The organism is Pseudoalteromonas caenipelagi, assembly GCF_013140855.1.
Lineage (GTDB): Bacteria > Pseudomonadota > Gammaproteobacteria > Enterobacterales > Alteromonadaceae > Pseudoalteromonas > Pseudoalteromonas caenipelagi.
In genome coordinates this window covers 56634-75129 of record NZ_JABBPG010000002.1, presented here as the reverse complement: position 1 = coordinate 75129, position 18496 = coordinate 56634, and the positions used below count along the sequence as shown (strand labels likewise).

Here is an 18496-nt window from a genome sequence, read left to right as displayed (position 1 = left end):
AAAGGAATCCTTCTATGAACAACACCGCGGTTGAATCTTCAACTTCCATGACCGAACACGTGGTAGGCTTTGCCAAAGCAGCTAAAGATAATGTATCGCTATTTGGTGGCAAAGGCGCTGTACTATGCGACCTGTATCAAGCAGGCCTACCAGTACCTAACGGATTTTGTATTAGCATTGAAGTGTTCAAAGCATTTATCGCGCATTATGACCTGCTTGCAAAACACCAAATCAATGATGGTATTGAACAATGGCGTAGTTTAGCAAAGGCGATCATTGACAACCCGATGCCCAGCGAGCTGGTAGACTTGATAGCCTCAGAACTGGTTAACCTAAGCGGCCCGGTAGCTGTGCGTTCATCCGCCACCGATGAAGATGGCCAAAGCCATTCTTTTGCCGGACAGCATTTAACAAAGCTGGGTCAACAAGGTGAGCTTGAAATACTTGATGCTGTAAGAGCCTGTTGGGCGTCTGCATTTAGTGATGCAGCATATGAATACCGCAAAGCCACAGGACAACAAACTGAACTTCCCACCATGGCCGTTGTAATCCAACAAATGAAGTTTGGCGATGTCTCTGGGGTTGCGTTTGGTCAACACCCTACCAGCCTTAATAAAAACGAATTTTTAATTGAAGGCTGCTTTGGCTTATGTGAGGGATTAGTATCAGGGCAAGTCAGCAGTGACAGCTATGTGATAGACAAGCACACTGGCGAGCTTATTTCTCAGTCGATTCAAAACAAACAGCAGCAAATTGTGTATCTCGACGGGCAAATCAAAAAAGTAGATATTCCAGAGCAAATGCAAAGTGAACCTACTTTAGATCCGATGGCCGTCAAAAGTCTGGGCAAACTACTTCACCAAGTTGAAGACTTTTATGGTAAAGCGCAAGATGTTGAGTGGACACTTTGCGAGGGCAAATTATGGTTATTGCAAAGTCGACCAATTACCTCTATTGCCCAAGATAATAGCGATGACAATTTCTATTTAGGCAACCGCTCTGAAGAGTTACAAAAAGATATCCTATGGTCTCGGATGGATATTGGCGAAATTTTTACCGGACGCATGACGCCACTGGGTTTATCTTTTGCCCGTTATTACCAAAGCAACGTGCATATTGAGTGCGGTAAAGGACTGGGTTTATTGGATTTAGGCGAAGCCAATGAAACCATGGCCTATTACCGTGGTCACGTATACCTTAACGTATCTTATACGGCTTGGCAGCTAGCGCAAACTCCAGTCGGTAAAGATCAAACGCCATTTTTAGTGCGCTTTAGCAGTGAAGCAATTGACCTCACAGGCTATAAAAACCCCTATGGTGAACAGCATTCACACCCAACACACTCTTCTGGGCAATGTGTTCGACATTGGATAAAGCAAAATATCCGCGAGTTTTTCCAAGCCAAGCGCCGTGCTAAAACCATGATTGAGTCACGCTTTAGAGAATATGACCGTGTGCAGCTACAAAACATCGAGGCGATGGACTTAAACGCACTGCAACGCGAAATGACCCATGCACTCAAATACTTTAAAGCCATGCATGAGGGTTACCTGCCCTACTATATTAATGCATTTGCTTGTTATGGCCTGCTAGAAGAACTCAGTGCTCAGTGGCTTGGCGATAAAAGTAAGCACCTGCAAAATGAAATAAAAGGCGACATGTCTAACTTACGCACCGTTGCCAGTGCACAAGAGCTGTGGCAGTTATGCCAAACATTAGATCAATGGCCAAACGTGCGTGATGCATTTGCCAATCAAACCATCAGCGAAATAGACACCTTCTTAAATAATACCACCGAAGGATTACGTTTCTCACAAGGCCCTTTGGCTAAATTTATGCGAGAAAATGGCGTGCGTGCCCGCGAAGAAATGGAGCTTACTCACCCTCGTTGGTTAGACGACCGCACCTATGTTTTGCAAATGATCAAATTGTACTTAGCGCAAGGATATGAAGTTGACGATGCACTACAGCAGCAACAGCAGCAACAACTGTTAACCAGTGAAGACTTGCTCAAAGAGCTTAGTTGGTCAAAACGTTGGCTCATTAAACGTGTTATCGCGCTGTACTGTGGCTGTGCCAAACTACGAGAAGAAACCCGCATGAGTATGATCACCTCTATTTGGTTAGTACGTCGCGTTGTTTTTGAAATCGCAAAACGCCTTGTAGACGCTAAGCACCTAGATCATATTGATGACGTTGCATACCTCGACTTTGAGCAAATTTTGCAATATCTAAAAGGCATTATAAGCGCAACAGAATTAACATCAGCTCAAACATTGCAAACTCGCCGAGCACAATATCAAAACTGGCAAGCGCGCCCTGAGCCGCCACTAACCTTTATCGGCAAGCCAAGTAGCCAACCAGATTTGATCCTTGATCCAACGGCAACGTCACTACAAGGGTTAGCAACCTCAAAAGGTCTAACTCAAGGAAAAGCCTGTGTGATTACCGACCTTGCCAATCAAGTAGGCGAGTTTAAAAAAGGCGATATTCTCGTTGCACCATTCACAGATGCTTCATGGACCCCTTTATTTGCGCTAGCAAGTGCAGTGGTAACCGACATTGGTTCAATGCTTTCTCACAGCTCTATTGTAGCGCGTGAATTTGGTATTCCCTGCGTTGTAAATACCAATCATGCCAGCACTTTGATTAAAACTGGCGATCACATCATTGTAGATGCCGAAAATGGCTTAGTAACATTAAAAAAGGACGATTAAATGTCTATTATCATTGATAAAATTAAACTTAAATCTGCTGATAACCGTGCCGCTTTTGAACAGTGGGTAACAGATACTGATTACCTTGCTTGTCATGATTTAGCGTCGGTTGAGCGCTTTGTGGTAAGCAAAGTGACCGATACTAACTGTGATTATGACTATGTAGAAGTTGTAAAAGTAACCAGCTTGGCGGCATTTGAGCAAGATATGCAAACCCCACTGTTTCAATCTTTAGTGGCACGCTTCAGTGAATTGGCTGACGTGGTTGAAACTATTCAATCAGATGCGCTAGCACCGGGTTATCAGTGGTAAAATGCCGTTGCTAACTTGCTACTACCCCAGCAGCAACAGCGCCGTATACATCGTGCATCTCGATGTATTACAGCGGCGCTTGGGTGTACCTTCACAACGGCAGTACTTACTTGCACAGCTCAGTGAAGATGAACAAGCTCAATATATGTGCAAGCCTTACAAACGCCAAGCGCTTGCTTGGTTGGGTGCACGGCTAGGGGCTAAGTGGCTGTTAAAAAATACGCTTTTCAGTACACTGCCCAGCGCAGAGATACAAATACAAAAAGCGACCAATGGCGCGCCATTTTGTGCGCGCTCAGGCCGCCCATTAAGCATTAGCCACAGTAACGCCCTTGCAGGCGCTGCAATCGGCAATCACCCTGTGGGTTTAGATCTAGAGTTCAGCGAGCGCTTTTCGGCACTGCCAACACCTTGGATAAGTCCACAAGAAAAACAGGCTCACCCTAATCTAAGCATCAGCCAACTGTGGTGTATTAAAGAAGCGCTCTACAAAGCGGCTGGCTTTGGTCCATTTACTCAGTTTTGCCGTGCTATTGAGCTTGAACACACAACACACAAACAGCTTACGGTTCGCAACGCAATAAATAAAAAACAGCCAATACAGAAAACATGGCGCTATAACCGCTGGCAGCTCAAACAACACGATATTCTATTCCTAGAGCCCAATTATGAATGAACACAACAACGCCGTTATACACCAGGTGCAACACCTAGAAAACAACCTTGGTGATCCGACTCAAGAAACATCCGTTATTAATTTTGCCCGCTCTGTAACAATTGATGAGCAGCAAATGTTCCCAAGGGAATACTTAAATCATTTACATAGCTTGAATTACTTTGACCGATTTGTTCCTCACTCCCTCGGTGGATCATTAAGCGATTTTTCAGAGCTATTAATGGCCTGTCGACTGGTCTCAAGACGCGACCTAAACGCCGCCATTGCCAGTGGTCAAACTATGCTAGGCGCCTTACCCGTCTGGTTGTGTGGCAGTGACGCGCAAAAAAAGCGACTGAGCAGCCATATTTTACAGGGCCACTTAGGGTGTTTAGCGCTGACTGAGAAAAAACACGGTAGCAATTTGTTAGCGAGCGAAGTCACCGCCACAGTTGACCAAGACGGTTATCGACTTAACGGCGAAAAATGGCTGATTAACAACGCCACGCAGGGTCATACCATGACCTTGTTAGTGCGCAAGATTGAACCAAATGGACGAGAGTCTTTAGCTGTGATGCTGCTTGATAAAGCGCAACTGAGTGATTATGAAAGCATCGAAAAAATCTCTACCCATGGCATCCGTTGTGCCGATATCAGTGGTATTCGTTTTCACAATACGTTAGTGGCTAAAGATTGTTTAATTGAAACCACCGAACCGGGCATTTTCGGTGTACTTAAAGCACTGCAGATCTCTAGAATCTTGTGCGCTGGCTTCTCGTTAGGTGCATTTGATACCTGTTTACGCGTGACCTATGAATTCGCGCAAAATCGCGCACTTTATCAAAAAACAGTGCTTTCAATGCCAACCGTGCAACAAGGACTAGGACGTAGCTTTGCCAAACTACTGTTAGCTGAAATGCTTGCAACTGCTAGCATTCGGGCGGTCAGTCATGCCAGTCGCTCACTAAGTATGTACTCAGCTGCTTGTAAATACTGGGTCCCACGCCAAACTGAGCTGGCGCTTGATGAACTCAAGGTTATTTTGGGAGCCAGATATTACCTTCGTGAAGAGCATTTTCATGGAATTTTCCAAAAGATGCTTAGAGACAATGCCGTTGTTTCACTATTTGATGGCAGTAGCCAAGTCAATCTTGGGTTGATCTCGGCGCAAACGAACGCTATCTCAGCACAGTTACTGGCAACACCAAACTGTCATGAACAATTAAATCAATGGTTTAATCTGGATGAAAGTAAGCCATTTGCAGCCCTCGATCAACAGCAATTTGCCATTAATAATGCAGGGCAAGACCCCATTCTTAGTTCATTTTTGGCTTACTTTGGTGACAGTTCACACAACCATTTACCTCCGTCAGTCATGACGCAATGTTTAATATTAAAACAACATATTTTAAGCTGGTGCGATGATGTACAAACGCTACAACAAAGCGAACAAAATGAGCCGACCAGCGTTGTTCGTTTTAATAAAGCAAAGCAATATACAACACTACTAAGTGCAGCATGTTGCGCGCTGTTTATTATTCATAACGAAACACATCCACTACTTGGTAACGCCGACATCGCCACTGATTTGCTCTCATTAGCACTCAATGATGATGACATGTGGCAGCCTTCAAAAGCACTACTTGAGGCATTAGATGATCAAAACCAGCAACATAAGTTGTTTTCATTGTTCCCCATCTCATTGGCAAAGTAAGCTCGCACCTCGCCAATAAAGGGACATTGTCAGGCGACTCAGCATTTGCTAGAGTTGTCTGGCTGTCACTATAAAAGATAACATCATGAAAATTAAAAGCCTTTTTTTACCTTTACTGCTGCTAAGCAATGCCGCCTTGGCATTACCAGAACACATTATTTTATTTCGCCACGCCGAAAAAGCTAAAGGCCCGAACCCCGAATTACTCGAAACAGGTCAACAAAGAGCGCATCACCTAGCAACACTTTTTAGTGAACTGCCAATTAGTCATCTATTTAGTACTGATTACAAACGTACCCAACAAACTATCGCGCCTTTGGCTAACACGCATAACTTGTCAGTACAAAGCTACGACCCCAGTGATTTAAAAGCCTTTGCCGAACAGCTGATGAAGCTTGAAGGTAATATTGTGGTGGCAGGTCACAGTAACACCACTCCTGAGCTGGTTAATTTACTCAGTGCACAACAAGTCAGTATTACCGAAAATGAATTTAACAAAGTGTTTGTAGTGTCTTTTGCTGATAAAAGCCAAGCACACGTATTAACGCTTAGCTCAGATATTAAGGGTAAATAATACGCATCAGTGCCATAAGCCCAGCATGCATCTGTGCTTCACTTTGCCCTGCAAAACCAAGTCGAATATGAGAATGATCACTTTGGCTTGGTTTTAAAGAGCGTACACTGTGTGCAAAATAAAACTCGTCTTCGGTTTGTAAGTAGATACCTTGCTCATGCGCGCGTTGTTTGACCCCTTGCACATTCACTTTGCAATTCACCCACATCGCCATCCCCCCATCGGGCTTTGAAAACTGCAACGGCAACCCTTGGCGCCGGTATTGTGTTAAGGTATCCGCCATCGCTTGATAGCGCGCTTTGTATAGCTTAGTAGTGCGCTTAAGATGACGCTCAAAATCTCCTTTAGACATCCAGTGAGCAACAGCAAGCTGGGTTAATACATCATTTTTATGATTAATAAGCTGTTTATTGGCACGCATCTGCACCAATATTTCATCGCGGGCAGTAATATAGCCAACTCGTGCACCAGCAAACATTAATTTTGAAAACGTAGAAATATAAACCACGATCCCAGCTGGGTCATCTGCGGCCATTGGCTGTAATGGCTGACATTGATAGTGAAATTCATGGTCGTAGTCATCTTCAATAATAACCACACCATGCTCATAGCAAAGACGATAAATTTGTAGCCGTCGTGTAGGTGATAAAGTAACTGTTGTGGGGTATTGATGTAATGGCGTTAAATACAACATCTTGATTTTATATTGCTTTAACTGTTTGGCAAAATCATCTACACACAACCCATGCTCATCCTGTTTAATATCAATCAAACGAGCTCCACATGAGGAAAATGCGCGGCGAGCTGGCGGATAGCCAAGTGTTTCACACGCAATATAATCACCTGGTGATATAAATGATCTCGCTGCCAAAAACAAAGCTTCTTGCGAACCATTACATATCAACAAATCATTACACTTTAAACTTCTTGCACGTGACAGGTAGGCTTGTATTTGCGCTTTGAGTTCGCTTGTACCACCAATTTCACCGTAATGTAACTTACCAATATCGATATATCTACATGCTTTTGTTAAAGCACTTTTAAACTCATTAAAAGGAAAGCGGTGAATATCTGGCAAGCCACCAGCAAAATTGTACTGGTAGTGATTAATGTTAATCGTGGTTGGTTCTGGTAATGGACTGGCAAAAATGAGCTGCTTTTTCTTATAGGCAGGCTGCTTTTGTTGTTCCGAACTAGATTCTATTGGCAAAGTGCTGGTAACAAAATAACCAGACTTTTCACGCGACTCTAACCAACCTTCGGCAACCAATAGCTGCAACGCATTCATGACCGTATGCCGATTTAACTGATAGGCTGCCGACATAGTACGCGCCGAACTCAACTTGGCACCTTTTAGTAACTTTCCCGCTTTGATGGCGTCTCTCAAGCTGTTTGCCAGTTGCAAATAGATGGCCTCTTGGCCCTCGTTCGCTTTAAATTCGATTGGATGCACGTGTTATTACTCATCTAAAGATTAACTTTAAAGTTAACCTAGCAACGCATTCTGGTCTAGTTAAAAAATACAATCTGGTTGTTTAGTTGCGACCAGAATGTTTTTAAAGTGCCCATATTATTACTATCGAAAGAGTCATGACATGTTAGAAAAACGTACTTTAAGCACTGAGAAAGTCAGCCTAAAACCCTTATCAGAACACCACTTAGATGAGCTTTTCAATGCAGGGCAAGACCCAGCACTGTGGCGTTGGATCCTAGATAACTATTGCAAAACACCTCAGACACTCAGTGAGTGGTTTCACAACAGTGCGCAGTTTGACGCACAGCAGCAATTGGTGATGGGTATCTACTGCAATACCCAACAAAGAATTGTTGGCACTACTCGATTGTTTAGACTAGATAAACACAACCTTAGTGCAGAGATTGGCCACACCTTTGTTGGTGTACCATGGCAGCGAAGCTGCATAAACACCCACAGCAAATATCTATTGCTCAAATATGCCTTTGAAACTCTTAAGCTTGTTCGTATTACCTTTGGTACACACGAAAATAATCAACAATCAAGAGATGCTATTGCGCGTTTAGGGGCCCAATTTGAAGGTATTCAGTACAAAAATCGAAAGCTCGTTGATGGTAGCTTTAGAAACAGTGCTTTGTTTAGCATTATTGACGAACAATGGCCTGAACTAAAACAGCAACTGGAGGCAAAACTATGACGTATCCACCAGCTTATTTTCAGGACGATAGTCAAGCGAGTATTTTAGCTCTAGTACAGCAAGCGCCCATGGCCACTATTTTATTTGCCACCAATGATGATGAGCTCAATAACGCCATCTATGCCCCATTAGTGTTTGATGAGTCGCAACAAGTGTTCATCGGTCATGTAGCTGCGAACAACCCTCTTGCACAGCACCAAAGTGTAAAAGTAAAGATACTGTTTCATGGACCTAATGGCTATCTATCTCCTAATCATAGTGATGAATTAGTTGTACCAACTTGGCTTTATGCCAATGCTCAACTAACCGGTGAGCTAACCTTAGTGCGTGACCATAAGCGAAAGCTGAGTATGATGAATTTTATCACTGAGCACTTTGAACAACCATTTGCAAACCCATGGCCAGTATCAGCACTTGACGATGAAAAGCGTGACGCCATGTTTAAACACATTGAGTTTTTTACGGTATCAATTCACTGCTGGCGAGGCCATTTTAAGCTAAGCCAAAATAAACCACTACGGGTGAGAGAACAAATCAAACAAAGTTTATCAGAGCAAGGCAGTACAACGCTTGCGCAGCAAATCTAGCTGTCACCAAATAAATAAGTTTAATTTATTAAAATATACAAAACAGAGGTAAAACTTCGTTTTAACCTCTGCGCCTTTAAGCTGATACCTAGAGAAGTTTATTACGAATAATTTGCGCAGCTTGAGACAAATCAACTAAGCGCCTAGCCGCCTCTTCACTTTTTATTCCCTGAATAGCCTCAAAATCGTCCAAAAAAAATGCTTGGTCGTAGCTTTTTGTATAAGGGTTTCTTACATAGACCAATACGTAACAACGCATCGCAACCTTGTCCAGCGTTCTAAAAAAGTTAATATCATTTGATGTTATTTTTGGTTTGATAATACTACGCATGTGCTCAATAAATACATGCTTCACATACACAGATTGGTTATTGCTGCGATACTTGATTACATTTGGAAGGCCAAGTTTTCCAGAGTACTGCGTATAAATATCCTTATCTAATTGCACAATTTTCTTCTGCCCAAATAAGCGCCGCATAATCCGATCCCACAGAGAGGTGCTTTCAGCTTTTATGCTTGGAGTATTAACATACACAGATCCGTGTTCAGCCACGGCGCGAACCATTGATAAATCCACTTTTAACCTCCTTGTTGTTAACCATTGCTAAAAAATAAGATTGATACGGTAAAGTTAAACAAACTTAAACTTCACATGTAAGATGACTCTATGAGCTAATTTCTCATAGCTGAATATTAATATGTTAATAGGCGGGATAAAAACGTAAAAAAAATACGTTAAAGTTAAAAAAAGGTGTATTTAAAAGTTGCACTCAAAATATATGTGAATAAAAAAACGCCAACTAGTTCAATTGACGTTTTTCGTTTAAAGTGAACATTTATTACGTCGGGCGTTTTACTAATTTAAGTCGTTGTCTACCCAAAACTTAGTGCCTTTTAGAACTGCCTGTAATGCAAGACCAGTTTCCGTCAAAGAGTATACGGTTACATCATCTACCACGACTTCAGCAGCAACAGCACCACCTTGATGCTTATGCTTTGCAGCAGCGTCAGCATTCCCTCCAAACGCCCAACCGTGCTCGATAAATCTAGCCAAGGCTTGTTGTGTATGAAAGACCATGACGATACTAAAATCTTTTGCACCAATACCCAACCCAATACCCGCTTCTGCCATGTTCATATAAGTTCTTGCACCTGTTTGGCGGTTGACAGCGACACCATACCCACCTCCAAAACTGGCAATGATGACGTTAACATTGGCATTGTCAAATACTGCATACCCTGCAGAATTTACTATTTGCTGTTGTACATCTGGCTTGTCTGCATACAACTTTGAAAGTACATCACTACGCATTTTTTCGACTGCTGCGCGTTTTTGTTCAACCGAGGCGCCGCCAGAAGTTGCGCACCCAGCCGTAAGTAAGATGCTCATTAGTACAAAAACCATAAATCTGTTTTTCATTTTATAACTCCATGCGTCAATCTAATTTGATTACCCTTTGCAGTTATAGCTTAGCAACCTTCGTATGGCTATTAACTGAATGCTTTTATCTAATGAAGGCTATAGGCATAAAAAAGGCCGCTTAGTGCGGCCAACATCATGGGTAATCATGAAGGGATAAGTGTGAAAACGAGAACAGTGTATCGCCGACATTAATAAAATAAAACCACATTATTACAGACGCTAGCATCGAAAAAAGCGAACAATAAATATCAATGCTAAAACTTGAAATTAGATTTAAACCTTTTCAAAAATTGATGCGACTAACCGTATAAACCTAATATATTTACTAAAGGAACCAGTCATGTTTAAACGTATTGTAGCAACAGCTTGTGTCGGCTTAACTGTCGCTTATATTTCTACATCTTTTGCTAATAGTGCAGATAAAGACATTGATATACAAAAAGTGAGTAAAGATGAATACCGAATTTTGGTTTTTGACCATTGCCAAAAAATGCTTGAGAAACCTTTGAATAGTGAGCAAGTGAGTAGCTTCTTAGCACTAGAGGAGCAGTCAGAACTCATGCGCAAGCTTGAAAAGCCAATTCATGCCGTCTCACGACAAATGAGTAAGCTGGGACGTGAAGTAGAAGCTATATCACGTAAAGCCTTTATTGAAGATGACAAAACACTCACAATTGATAAAACCCACCTAGCAGAGCAAAAACTATTATCAAAACAACTAGAAGCTTTAGCCGATGCACATAAAGACGATTTTAATACGCTAGAAAGGCAAGGGAAAAATGTAGAATCTGCAGCGAAACGATTCGAATCTACAATCAAACCTCTTATTGCAGATGTAGAAAACGCTCATATACAAATTTTGGAGCCGGGTGAAGTTGAAAAACCGTGTGACCCTCATATCAAACAAATCTGATCGGTAAGATGTTGAGCCGACCGAGCAAACTTTGTCTCAGTCGGCAACACTTAAACATGCACGCCATCTATATCTGTTAATTAGCTTTGCCAAAATCTTTAGCTGGATAAACAAATTGACTGTAACTTTTTGGCAGTGTGATCTGTTCATTAGGAAACACCACATCTTTTTTACGAAGCGATTTAGATACCAGATGTAACTCCTGTTCTCGGTCTTTTGGCTTTTGGCCCGCATGGCTCCAATGCGCTCTGAAAAACTGCATAACAACTGCATGCTTATTATCAGAAATACGAAAAATAAAATGAGCATGTAACGCCAATGCACTGGATAATAACATCCCCACTGATACCAAATAAACGGGTCCCATATTATCCAATATGTACTGTTCAAAATTGGAGGATACCAGAGCCGTAATAAAGATAAGGCCAAATGGAATCATACCGGCGTCGGTTGGGCTTTTATATCTGGGGGCCTGAAGTTCATAATGTACTTCATTAAAATCGCCATCCAAAGAATAAGTTGCCCAACGTAAAGCGTTGGTTGAAGAGCGTTGACTTCTGAATTTACTCCTAAAAAACTCACCTATTTGGCGAACACGATTAATAACGACTTCCTGCTGCAGATATAACAAAATAGATGCGACATCACTTGTATAAACGATCTGCTTAAAGTTTGGCCCTATACATTCAGACAAATAACGCACTGCGTTAGGCTCATTTATTAATCGAGGAAACACCTTTACGTCACTTGAGCACTTATCGAACATAACTGCCACACTATATTTTTCAGGATCTGAGGTTATTGCTATTGCTTTAGCTAATAAAAATTCGAAGAACTGCTTGTGAGGAAAACGCAAGTTATCTCCTCCACCTGTTACATCTTTAACCAGTAAGCCAGCGGTACATATTTCAGACGTTATGGCATCAACTCTATCAACAGGTTTATCTTCAGCATGACGCCTTTCAAACTCTATGATGTCTTCTGTTATTTGTGCACTTACTCCCTCTGATTTGCATAAAGTCACAAGTGTGTCATAGCAATCCTTTACCATTTCTGTAATTTCTGAACGCGCAATGGTATTTTTTAACCCTAAGCCAGACATTCTCCAAGCGACACAAATAGTCAGTAATTCTCTTACTTGCTTGGGCAATACAAGATACCTTGAGCCAACAGGCGCATCTCGTTGAACTCTATCCGCTTCTAGCTCTGCTTCCTTTCGGGAAAATATAGCTTGAATATACCGCTCCATTAACTCAGCCCCAGTTAGCGGTATTCCCCTGCTTTTAAGCTCTTCTATTTGTGGCCATATGGTTGCTACAACAGGCAACATTGATGGGCGACTCACAATATCGTAAAAGTCATCACTTTCATTGATCGAATTAATGATGCCGTTCCTAATTTGCGGATCATAGCTTCGACAAGCACGTTCAATTTGCTCAATGGTCAGTTTTTCCAATTCCCAAACTTGAGTATAGACATCCCCTGCCATAGCTCTTGACTCTTGGCTGCGTAAAGTCCTGTTGACTTCTTCTTCATCTAAGAAAAAGTTTGGTCGCCCCGTAAAAATTAGCTTGGTATTAGGATAGGCAAAACGCCATAAGGCATTAAAGTGCTGGTGACGATAATATGCCCTCCCGGCATTTCTTAATTCATCAAATCCTTCAAAAATAATCAGTGCATCGCCGGATTTTATCAGATTCATAACTTGTTGCGGTTGCAACCGATAGCGTGCACACCACCCAGAAATAAACCCTAAAGGCTCAGCTTCCGATGGACTTTGCCCTCTCAGTTCAATCAACAGTGGGATCCGTTTGCCCATATTACCTGTTTTTAAAAATTGTTCTGCCCAATCAAAGCAATACTTCGTTAATGCTGTACTTTTACCTTGGCCATATTCGCCAGTTATGGCTAGATGAATATTGCTTTTACTGAGCAACCATTTATCTATTGCGGCTCCTAAGGCACTGCTATTTGATTTAGAACCTTTAGCTTTAAAGTTTAAATCCACAAAAGAGTTTTCTAGTGTCGCAGTGGTTCCCCCAACACAAGTCTCACGAAATGTTCTTATTATTTCTCTGGCATAATTATGCAAATCGAGGCCCATTAAAATCATTTTTCGAGAGCTTAGGATCTCGACCTCAATACCATCGACTACTAATGTCTCATCAACCCCTTTATCTTCACCTCGAGATTGATACATTGCATAAACTCTAAAACTACGCAAATTGGCATTACCCGCTTGAATTTTGCTAAGTCGCTGCGCTAAATGTTCTTGCTCGGGTTTTGCATCAAACACAAAAGCAATCACGGGCTGGTTTGCATCTTGAGTTACGCCTAAAATCTCTCCAACCCACATTTGCCCTTCATCTCGCCACCCCCCATCAGGTAAACTCAACTCCCTAATTGCTGAGGTAATCATATCGCGTAAAAGATCTTTCGTTTCTAACGCCTTAGGTACATCAACTTCTTTGTCTTTCCAGTTTGCTACGGCCTCATTAGCAATTGGGTCTGACTTACCTTTATAAATAAGTTTTATTTTCTCTACACTCAAGAAAAATAGGCTATTTTCTAAATGGTAATCACTAAGATTGACCTCTGAAAGGCGAGCTTTAGCATCCCAGTTCAACACTGCTTTACTGGCAAATCGATAAATCAAAAGCATTGTGATGAGCGTTAAAATAAGCACCACGAGTGTCGGCGCGCTGGTGTTGAGTGGCCCAAAACCTAAAGCCTCTGAAGCTTTTGAAGCAAGTGCATTAGGTAAACTCGAAGACATGGCTGTGAGACCAAGCGCAAAGCAAGTTATAATTGATGACAATGCGGTAAGTGCAAAGCGCCCTTTGGATGCGCGCATTTTCAATTTCATCCACAGGATGACAATAATACTAATCAGGAAAATGCCCGCCACTATTGATATGAACACCATGCTATTCATCTAAAAACACCGCTAACTAATTAAGACTTAAAGGAAAAGCACAATAATTTACAATTAAACATCAATTCAATCAATTAAAATTCACACTTAGTTATTAATAGTAAAGACCTCATGTTCCCATGAGGCCTTATTGGCAAATGATCTCTAGAGCGCTAATCCAAAATCGGTGATAGGTGCTCAGGCGCGGTGACTAAATCTCTTACTCCATGCGCTGCAGTTTCATTAAATGGATTTTGCGAACACCATTTTCCCACACTATTTATATCTGCTTTCAAAACTTTAGGGCGGACACTCCAAGTTACTTTAAAAGGTGAAGATTTTTGGTTGTAACTAGGGCCTGTCGTCGAGCCAGTGTACTCAACAGGTGTACCTGTTTTAGTCGGTAAGTTAACCGCTTGATAGTAACCATTTACTTGCGCAAACTCAGTAAGTGTATTGAAGTTTTCACCATAGCCATCATTGGTTAATACCATTACCTGTGCTTCAACACGTAACTGTGGATTTTTAATGTGCTCGCTCAAACAGGCACCTAATGTTGCCCCAGGTTGAACTGGTGCTGTGGTATAAACATAATGCAATTCAATCGTATCTCCCGAGTTCAAGCCTTCATTGTTAGCTTCGCATATTGCTTGCTCTAAAGGTTTGCGCTCGTATTCGCTCAGTTGGCCTGAGAATAAAAACCCTGCTTGGCTCGAACCTGCTTTGGCTGGGGTTGTAAACTCTCCACCACGATGTTCGGCATTTTTATGAAAATGAATATTGCATAAGTTTAATACTGAACGCTGTGGCGCTTTAGAGAAAACAATCGGGTTGTGCCCTAGCTCACTTTCAATATCTCTAGGCGACTGTGGACCATACAGAGTTACAGATGTTTTACCTAAGGCGCTATCTTTTACATGATTATGGGCGTGATTATCCAAGGCAAAAGCCACGTTTGGCAAAACAATACTTAGCACAGTGGCTAAAGCGAGTTTATTCGTCATTTTCTATTTCCTTTTAATGAGTTAGTGTGAAAAAAGAAAGTGTAATGACGATTTTTATATAAAAAAATCATATTATTACGGTCATTGTCATCGAAAATAGCGAGCGAACATAACATATAGCACTAAAGCTAAAATAGGTTCATTGTTGCTCAACCTGTCCCATAACAATATTCAGCTAGCAAATTTTTCATAGCGTTAGTTCGGTCTTCTATTTCACCTAGTTTTATTATTGTTGTTAATGACTCCTGACACTCCTTGACAGTTGCATATGTTTCAATGGCTTCGACTTAAACAACCCCATCAAGTAAGGAAATCATATGTCTCAAAATATATTCGAAATTGTTGAATTTAAATTGACCGATGGCGCAAGCGAGGCAGACTTTTTGCCGCTAAGTGACGCGTTTCAAAACTTTTTAGCCCAACAACCTGGTTTTATGTACCGCTCTTTGGCAACTCAGCAAGATAAACAAGGATATGTGGATATCAGCTACTGGCAATCAGCACAAGATTTAGAACTGTGTGAAAAAGCCTTTAACGAGTCTTCTGTTTGCAAAGCGTTTTTAACCATGATTGAAAAAGACTCGGTGCTAATGACACGCCATGCAATCGTTGCACAAACATCGTGTAATGGATAAGCTGCTGACACTTTAAAAAGGCCAAAGTACGTTCGTATGCATAAATCAGAGCGATTATTTCAGTTAGTTAACATACTTAAAGGAAGGCGGCTTGCAATTACCGCAAAACAACTGGCTGAGCGCTTTGAAGTATCCGAGCGTACGATTTACCGTGACATTGAGTCACTACAAGACTCCGGCGTGCCCATCCAAGGCGAAGCAGGAATTGGCTATATCATAGACGATCATCCGCTGCCACCTATGATGTTTAACGTTGATGAACTCACCGCACTGCTACTTGGCAGCAAAATGGTCAGTGCATGGACAGACCCCACTTTGAGCGGTCATGCCAAAGCGGCAATCGAAAAAATTGAAGCCGTGCTTCCGGCTCACCTAAAACAGCAAAGCGATCACTCCCCCTATCTGGTGTCGAGCTTTAATCACGGTAAAAAACAACAAGATTTTAGTGAGTCATTACGCAATGCCATAGAAACATGTGTCAGTGTCGAGTTGCAATACTGTGATGTGAATGGTACCCCAAGTAACAGAGTTATTGAGCCTTTGGGTTTGGTTTATTGGGGTGGTAAATGGACACTCATTGCCTTTTGTTTACTACGACAAGACTACCGAGAATTTCGTTTAGATCGTATGCAACATTTAACCATAACCAACATTCACTTTGTAAAACATCAAGAGAAAAACTTAGATCATTATCTCGCCTTGATCAGAGCTAAATATGCCAAGCAATGTGACTAACGCAGCATTAGCAAACCTACCATCTTGAGTTTGCCACTGTAAGGTCGCGTAATTGGCGATTTTTAAGATTGTGCATACACTTATGCCTCGAGCCGATTGGCTCAACTTCATCCACATTTGCTTGTTTACCTCATGCGAGAACCGCTTAGGTGATGAACCATGGCAAATTTAAGTCAAGGAATATGCATATGACTCAAACAGTTACAGACAACACTATCGTAAGTGCCGCTATTTACCCTCCTATTGGTGTAATGCGTGTTGGTAATAGTGAACAAGGTTTTTTTATCGGCCCTGAGGTAAACGATCCCCCAACCCAAAAAGAGGATTTTTATCGAGACAGTACAGGTGCCTTAAAGCGTCAAGCAGCAAAATTTAGAGTCTATGGTTTAAACAGCCAAGGGCAAGTCGTGCAAGAGTTGACGGCTAATGATGCCACTATTACTTGGCATGCAAGGCTCGCTAACCAAAAGGCTTCTTGGTATGAATTTCAGCTTGCTTTGGATATCCCTGAAGCAGCAAAAGCTAAGCCCTCATATCTTCGTAATAAAGAAATACCCGACCGCAGTACCTTACTGATTGATGGCGGCGAGCATCAATTAAGCGGCGTAAACCAAGATGGCAGCAAAACCAAATTTGTCGGCAAATTTGAAGGTAAAAGTGTGTATTTAGGTGAAATGCGCACTGATGAACAGGGCCGTTTAATGATGCTTGGCGGACATGGTAAGTCAGAAAACCTAAAAGGTGAGCCTGCGGTAACCTTTGGTAACAATGAAGGCTGGTACGATGATACGTCAGACGGCCCTATCAATGCACAGGTTATATTTAATGACCAAGCGCTCCCTGTGAAACCCGCTTGGGTTGTCTGTGCCCCACCAGATTATGCACCACAGCAAAAATCTGTGCGCACCATGTGGGACTTGATGCGTGATGTTGCTGTTACCGCGGGTATGCTACCAAAACCGGGTAAGCCGTCTTTTACGCATGATATTTTACCAATTTTCCAACGCATGACTAACTTGCAATGGGTCAACGCAGGGTTTGCCGCGGGCTTTGGCTGGGACAGTCCATTTGATTTTACCAGCGAACAATGGCTTGCAAAACTGTCTGATCCTTCCCCTATTTGGCAAGAAAGGCGTCGCACGCTCTATCATAACTTCAGGCGCTTAGACTGCGAGTTTGCAGACAATGGCGATCCGAACGATATTGCAGTTTGGAACCCTCAACCAAGCGCAGTATCTGCGCAGCAATGGCCATGGATATATGGTGATGCCATGAGTGTGAATGCCAATAATTCACCAAGGCAATTTGTATCGCTCACCCGTATACAGCTTAATGCTTTGGCGCAGTGGGTAGACGGTGACTTTATCGCCGATTATGATCCCTCTTATAAAGCTCCTGTAAACATTGATGACGTCCCCGTGAGCGAGCAACCAGATATGCTCACCCGTGCTGCGATGGAGTTTTGTTTAGCCGATGCTTTTCACCCTGGCTGTGAAATGACTTGGCCAATGCGTACAGCAGGCATGTACAGTGAAGCATTTCGCTTACATCACGCTGACAACACCGCCCCCACACACGGTATCAATTATGGTCCTGTGATGACTCCAGAAATTACCCGACAACCAGATGGTCCGTTACTCAGCGGGCAAGTAGCAGGTGGCATTACGCGCTGGATGGCGATCCCTTGGCAAACCGATACAGCGAGTTGTCGAGACGGTTATAACGCAGCATACGACCCATATTTGCCCACATTTTGGCCAGCACGTGTGCCAAACAATATGCTGAATCAAACAAACTACAATATTGTTATTAATGAGAAAGAGCCCATTGAAAAGCGTCAAGCCGCTTTCAATGAACGGGAGTTCTGGTTAGATGATTTACCCATCGGTCCTTCAAATGACTATGAAGCGCAAATTAATTCCATGGTCACGGGCTTTGGTCAACTGGCTATTGTGCTTGAACAAACAGAAGAGGGAGTTGTTGGTTTTCCTGAAACCATGCAAGTGGGTATGACACCACAAAGCAACACCGAAGCAACGTCGTTCAAGCAGCTTAAACGTGCGCAATTTGACAAGCAAGACAATGCGCCACATCGCCCAGATTTGAGTCGTACTGACAAAGCAAATAGATACAAGGATTAAA

16 protein-coding genes are annotated in these 18496 nt (G+C 42.3%); 11 read left to right on the top strand and 5 right to left on the bottom strand.

Features of this window, described 5'->3' with window-relative positions; translation table 11 throughout:
- The first annotated feature begins 14 nt into the window (after window positions 1–14).
- The 5 genes from HG263_RS04990 to HG263_RS04970 all read left to right on the top strand — a co-directional run bounded on the left by HG263_RS04990 (window position 15) and on the right by HG263_RS04970 (window position 5972).
- Window positions 15–2717: a PEP/pyruvate-binding domain-containing protein gene (locus tag HG263_RS04990; protein ID WP_171624982.1), complete on the top strand. Its 2703-nt coding sequence runs from the start codon at window positions 15–17 to the stop codon at window positions 2715–2717.
- Window positions 2718–3029 carry a RedY/HapK family protein gene (locus HG263_RS04985; RefSeq protein ID WP_171624981.1) on the top strand — a complete coding sequence of 104 codons (312 nt, stop codon included), beginning with the start codon at window positions 2718–2720 and terminating at the stop codon, window positions 3027–3029.
- Between the two features lies 1 nt (window position 3030).
- Window positions 3031–3705, top strand: a complete 675-nt coding sequence (locus HG263_RS04980) for a 4'-phosphopantetheinyl transferase family protein (RefSeq protein ID WP_171624980.1) — start codon at window positions 3031–3033, stop codon at window positions 3703–3705.
- A complete protein-coding gene (locus HG263_RS04975) occupies window positions 3698–5398 on the top strand; it encodes an acyl-CoA dehydrogenase family protein (RefSeq protein ID WP_171624979.1) in 1701 nt (566 codons plus the stop codon). Before HG263_RS04980 ends, HG263_RS04975 begins: the two co-directional genes overlap by 8 nt.
- Before the next feature lie 85 nt (window positions 5399–5483).
- The gene (locus tag HG263_RS04970) at window positions 5484–5972 is read left to right on the top strand and encodes a SixA phosphatase family protein (RefSeq protein WP_171624978.1); all 489 of its coding nucleotides are present in this window, start codon (window positions 5484–5486) and stop codon (window positions 5970–5972) included.
- Here the strand turns inward: HG263_RS04970 and pdxR are convergent.
- Window positions 5959–7425 carry a MocR-like pyridoxine biosynthesis transcription factor PdxR gene (gene pdxR / locus HG263_RS04965; protein ID WP_171624977.1) on the bottom strand — a complete coding sequence of 489 codons (1467 nt, stop codon included), beginning with the start codon at window positions 7423–7425 and terminating at the stop codon, window positions 5959–5961. The two genes, HG263_RS04970 and pdxR, sit on opposite strands and share 14 nt — an antisense overlap.
- 142 nt (window positions 7426–7567) lie before the next feature.
- On the opposite strand from pdxR, the gene HG263_RS04960 reads away from it, so the two are divergent.
- Together HG263_RS04960 and HG263_RS04955 are read left to right on the top strand one after the other, a co-directional pair.
- On the top strand, window positions 7568–8143 hold the full coding sequence (locus tag HG263_RS04960) for a GNAT family N-acetyltransferase (RefSeq protein WP_171624976.1): 576 nt from the start codon (window positions 7568–7570) through the stop codon (window positions 8141–8143).
- Window positions 8140–8730, top strand: coding sequence for an FMN-binding negative transcriptional regulator (locus HG263_RS04955; protein ID WP_171624975.1), 591 nt, complete (start codon window positions 8140–8142; stop codon window positions 8728–8730). The genes HG263_RS04960 and HG263_RS04955 overlap by 4 nt, the downstream gene beginning before the upstream one ends.
- A gap of 88 nt (window positions 8731–8818) precedes the next feature.
- On the opposite strand, the gene HG263_RS04950 is transcribed toward HG263_RS04955, so the two are convergent.
- Window positions 8819–9307 (bottom strand): hypothetical protein, encoded by a 489-nt coding sequence (locus HG263_RS04950; protein ID WP_171624974.1) that lies wholly within the window; start codon window positions 9305–9307, stop codon window positions 8819–8821.
- Window positions 9308–9586: 279 nt separating this feature from the next.
- On the bottom strand, window positions 9587–10150 hold the full coding sequence (locus HG263_RS04945) for a lipid-binding SYLF domain-containing protein (protein ID WP_171624973.1): 564 nt from the start codon (window positions 10148–10150) through the stop codon (window positions 9587–9589).
- Window positions 10151–10493: 343 nt separating this feature from the next.
- Here HG263_RS04945 and HG263_RS04940 point away from each other — a divergent pair, with 343 nt between their 5' ends.
- A complete protein-coding gene (locus HG263_RS04940; RefSeq protein ID WP_171624972.1) occupies window positions 10494–11066 on the top strand; it encodes a hypothetical protein in 573 nt (190 codons plus the stop codon).
- A gap of 76 nt (window positions 11067–11142) precedes the next feature.
- Here HG263_RS04940 and HG263_RS04935 read toward each other — a convergent pair whose 3' ends face one another.
- Both HG263_RS04935 and HG263_RS04930 read right to left on the bottom strand, forming a co-directional pair.
- Window positions 11143–13920 (bottom strand): NACHT domain-containing protein, encoded by a 2778-nt coding sequence (locus HG263_RS04935; protein ID WP_171624971.1) that lies wholly within the window; start codon window positions 13918–13920, stop codon window positions 11143–11145.
- 233 nt (window positions 13921–14153) lie between these two features.
- The gene (locus tag HG263_RS04930) at window positions 14154–14984 is read right to left on the bottom strand and encodes a delta-class carbonic anhydrase (protein WP_171624970.1); all 831 of its coding nucleotides are present in this window, start codon (window positions 14982–14984) and stop codon (window positions 14154–14156) included.
- A gap of 317 nt (window positions 14985–15301) precedes the next feature.
- Between HG263_RS04930 and HG263_RS04925 the strand changes: the two genes are divergently transcribed.
- The 3 genes from HG263_RS04925 (at window position 15302) to HG263_RS04915 (ending at window position 18495) form a co-directional block, all read left to right on the top strand.
- Window positions 15302–15619 carry an antibiotic biosynthesis monooxygenase family protein gene (locus tag HG263_RS04925; RefSeq protein ID WP_171624969.1) on the top strand — a complete coding sequence of 106 codons (318 nt, stop codon included), beginning with the start codon at window positions 15302–15304 and terminating at the stop codon, window positions 15617–15619.
- 36 nt (window positions 15620–15655) lie between these two features.
- A complete protein-coding gene (locus HG263_RS04920) occupies window positions 15656–16354 on the top strand; it encodes a helix-turn-helix transcriptional regulator (RefSeq protein WP_171624968.1) in 699 nt (232 codons plus the stop codon).
- A gap of 188 nt (window positions 16355–16542) precedes the next feature.
- Window positions 16543–18495 (top strand): LodA/GoxA family CTQ-dependent oxidase, encoded by a 1953-nt coding sequence (locus HG263_RS04915; protein ID WP_171624967.1) that lies wholly within the window; start codon window positions 16543–16545, stop codon window positions 18493–18495.
- Window position 18496: the final 1 nt, after the last annotated feature.

Bases quoted from the DNA above. Each gene is read 5' to 3' on its own strand.
- HG263_RS04935 (WP_171624971.1), bottom strand. From the start codon at position 13,920: ATGCGCGCATCCAAAGGGCGCTTTGCACTTACCGCATTGTCATCAATT.
- HG263_RS04915 (WP_171624967.1), top strand. From the start codon at position 16,543: ATGACTCAAACAGTTACAGACAACACTATCGTAAGTGCCGCTATTTAC.
- HG263_RS04975 (WP_171624979.1), top strand. From the start codon at position 3,698: ATGAATGAACACAACAACGCCGTTATACACCAGGTGCAACACCTAGAA.
- HG263_RS04990 (WP_171624982.1), top strand. From the start codon at position 15: ATGAACAACACCGCGGTTGAATCTTCAACTTCCATGACCGAACACGTG.
- HG263_RS04960 (WP_171624976.1), top strand. From the start codon at position 7,568: ATGTTAGAAAAACGTACTTTAAGCACTGAGAAAGTCAGCCTAAAACCC.
- HG263_RS04970 (WP_171624978.1), top strand. From the start codon at position 5,484: ATGAAAATTAAAAGCCTTTTTTTACCTTTACTGCTGCTAAGCAATGCC.
- HG263_RS04985 (WP_171624981.1), top strand. From the start codon at position 2,718: ATGTCTATTATCATTGATAAAATTAAACTTAAATCTGCTGATAACCGT.
- HG263_RS04955 (WP_171624975.1), top strand. From the start codon at position 8,140: ATGACGTATCCACCAGCTTATTTTCAGGACGATAGTCAAGCGAGTATT.
- HG263_RS04925 (WP_171624969.1), top strand. From the start codon at position 15,302: ATGTCTCAAAATATATTCGAAATTGTTGAATTTAAATTGACCGATGGC.
- HG263_RS04920 (WP_171624968.1), top strand. From the start codon at position 15,656: ATGCATAAATCAGAGCGATTATTTCAGTTAGTTAACATACTTAAAGGA.
- HG263_RS04980 (WP_171624980.1), top strand. From the start codon at position 3,031: ATGCCGTTGCTAACTTGCTACTACCCCAGCAGCAACAGCGCCGTATAC.
- HG263_RS04940 (WP_171624972.1), top strand. From the start codon at position 10,494: ATGTTTAAACGTATTGTAGCAACAGCTTGTGTCGGCTTAACTGTCGCT.
- HG263_RS04945 (WP_171624973.1), bottom strand. From the start codon at position 10,150: ATGAAAAACAGATTTATGGTTTTTGTACTAATGAGCATCTTACTTACG.
- HG263_RS04930 (WP_171624970.1), bottom strand. From the start codon at position 14,984: ATGACGAATAAACTCGCTTTAGCCACTGTGCTAAGTATTGTTTTGCCA.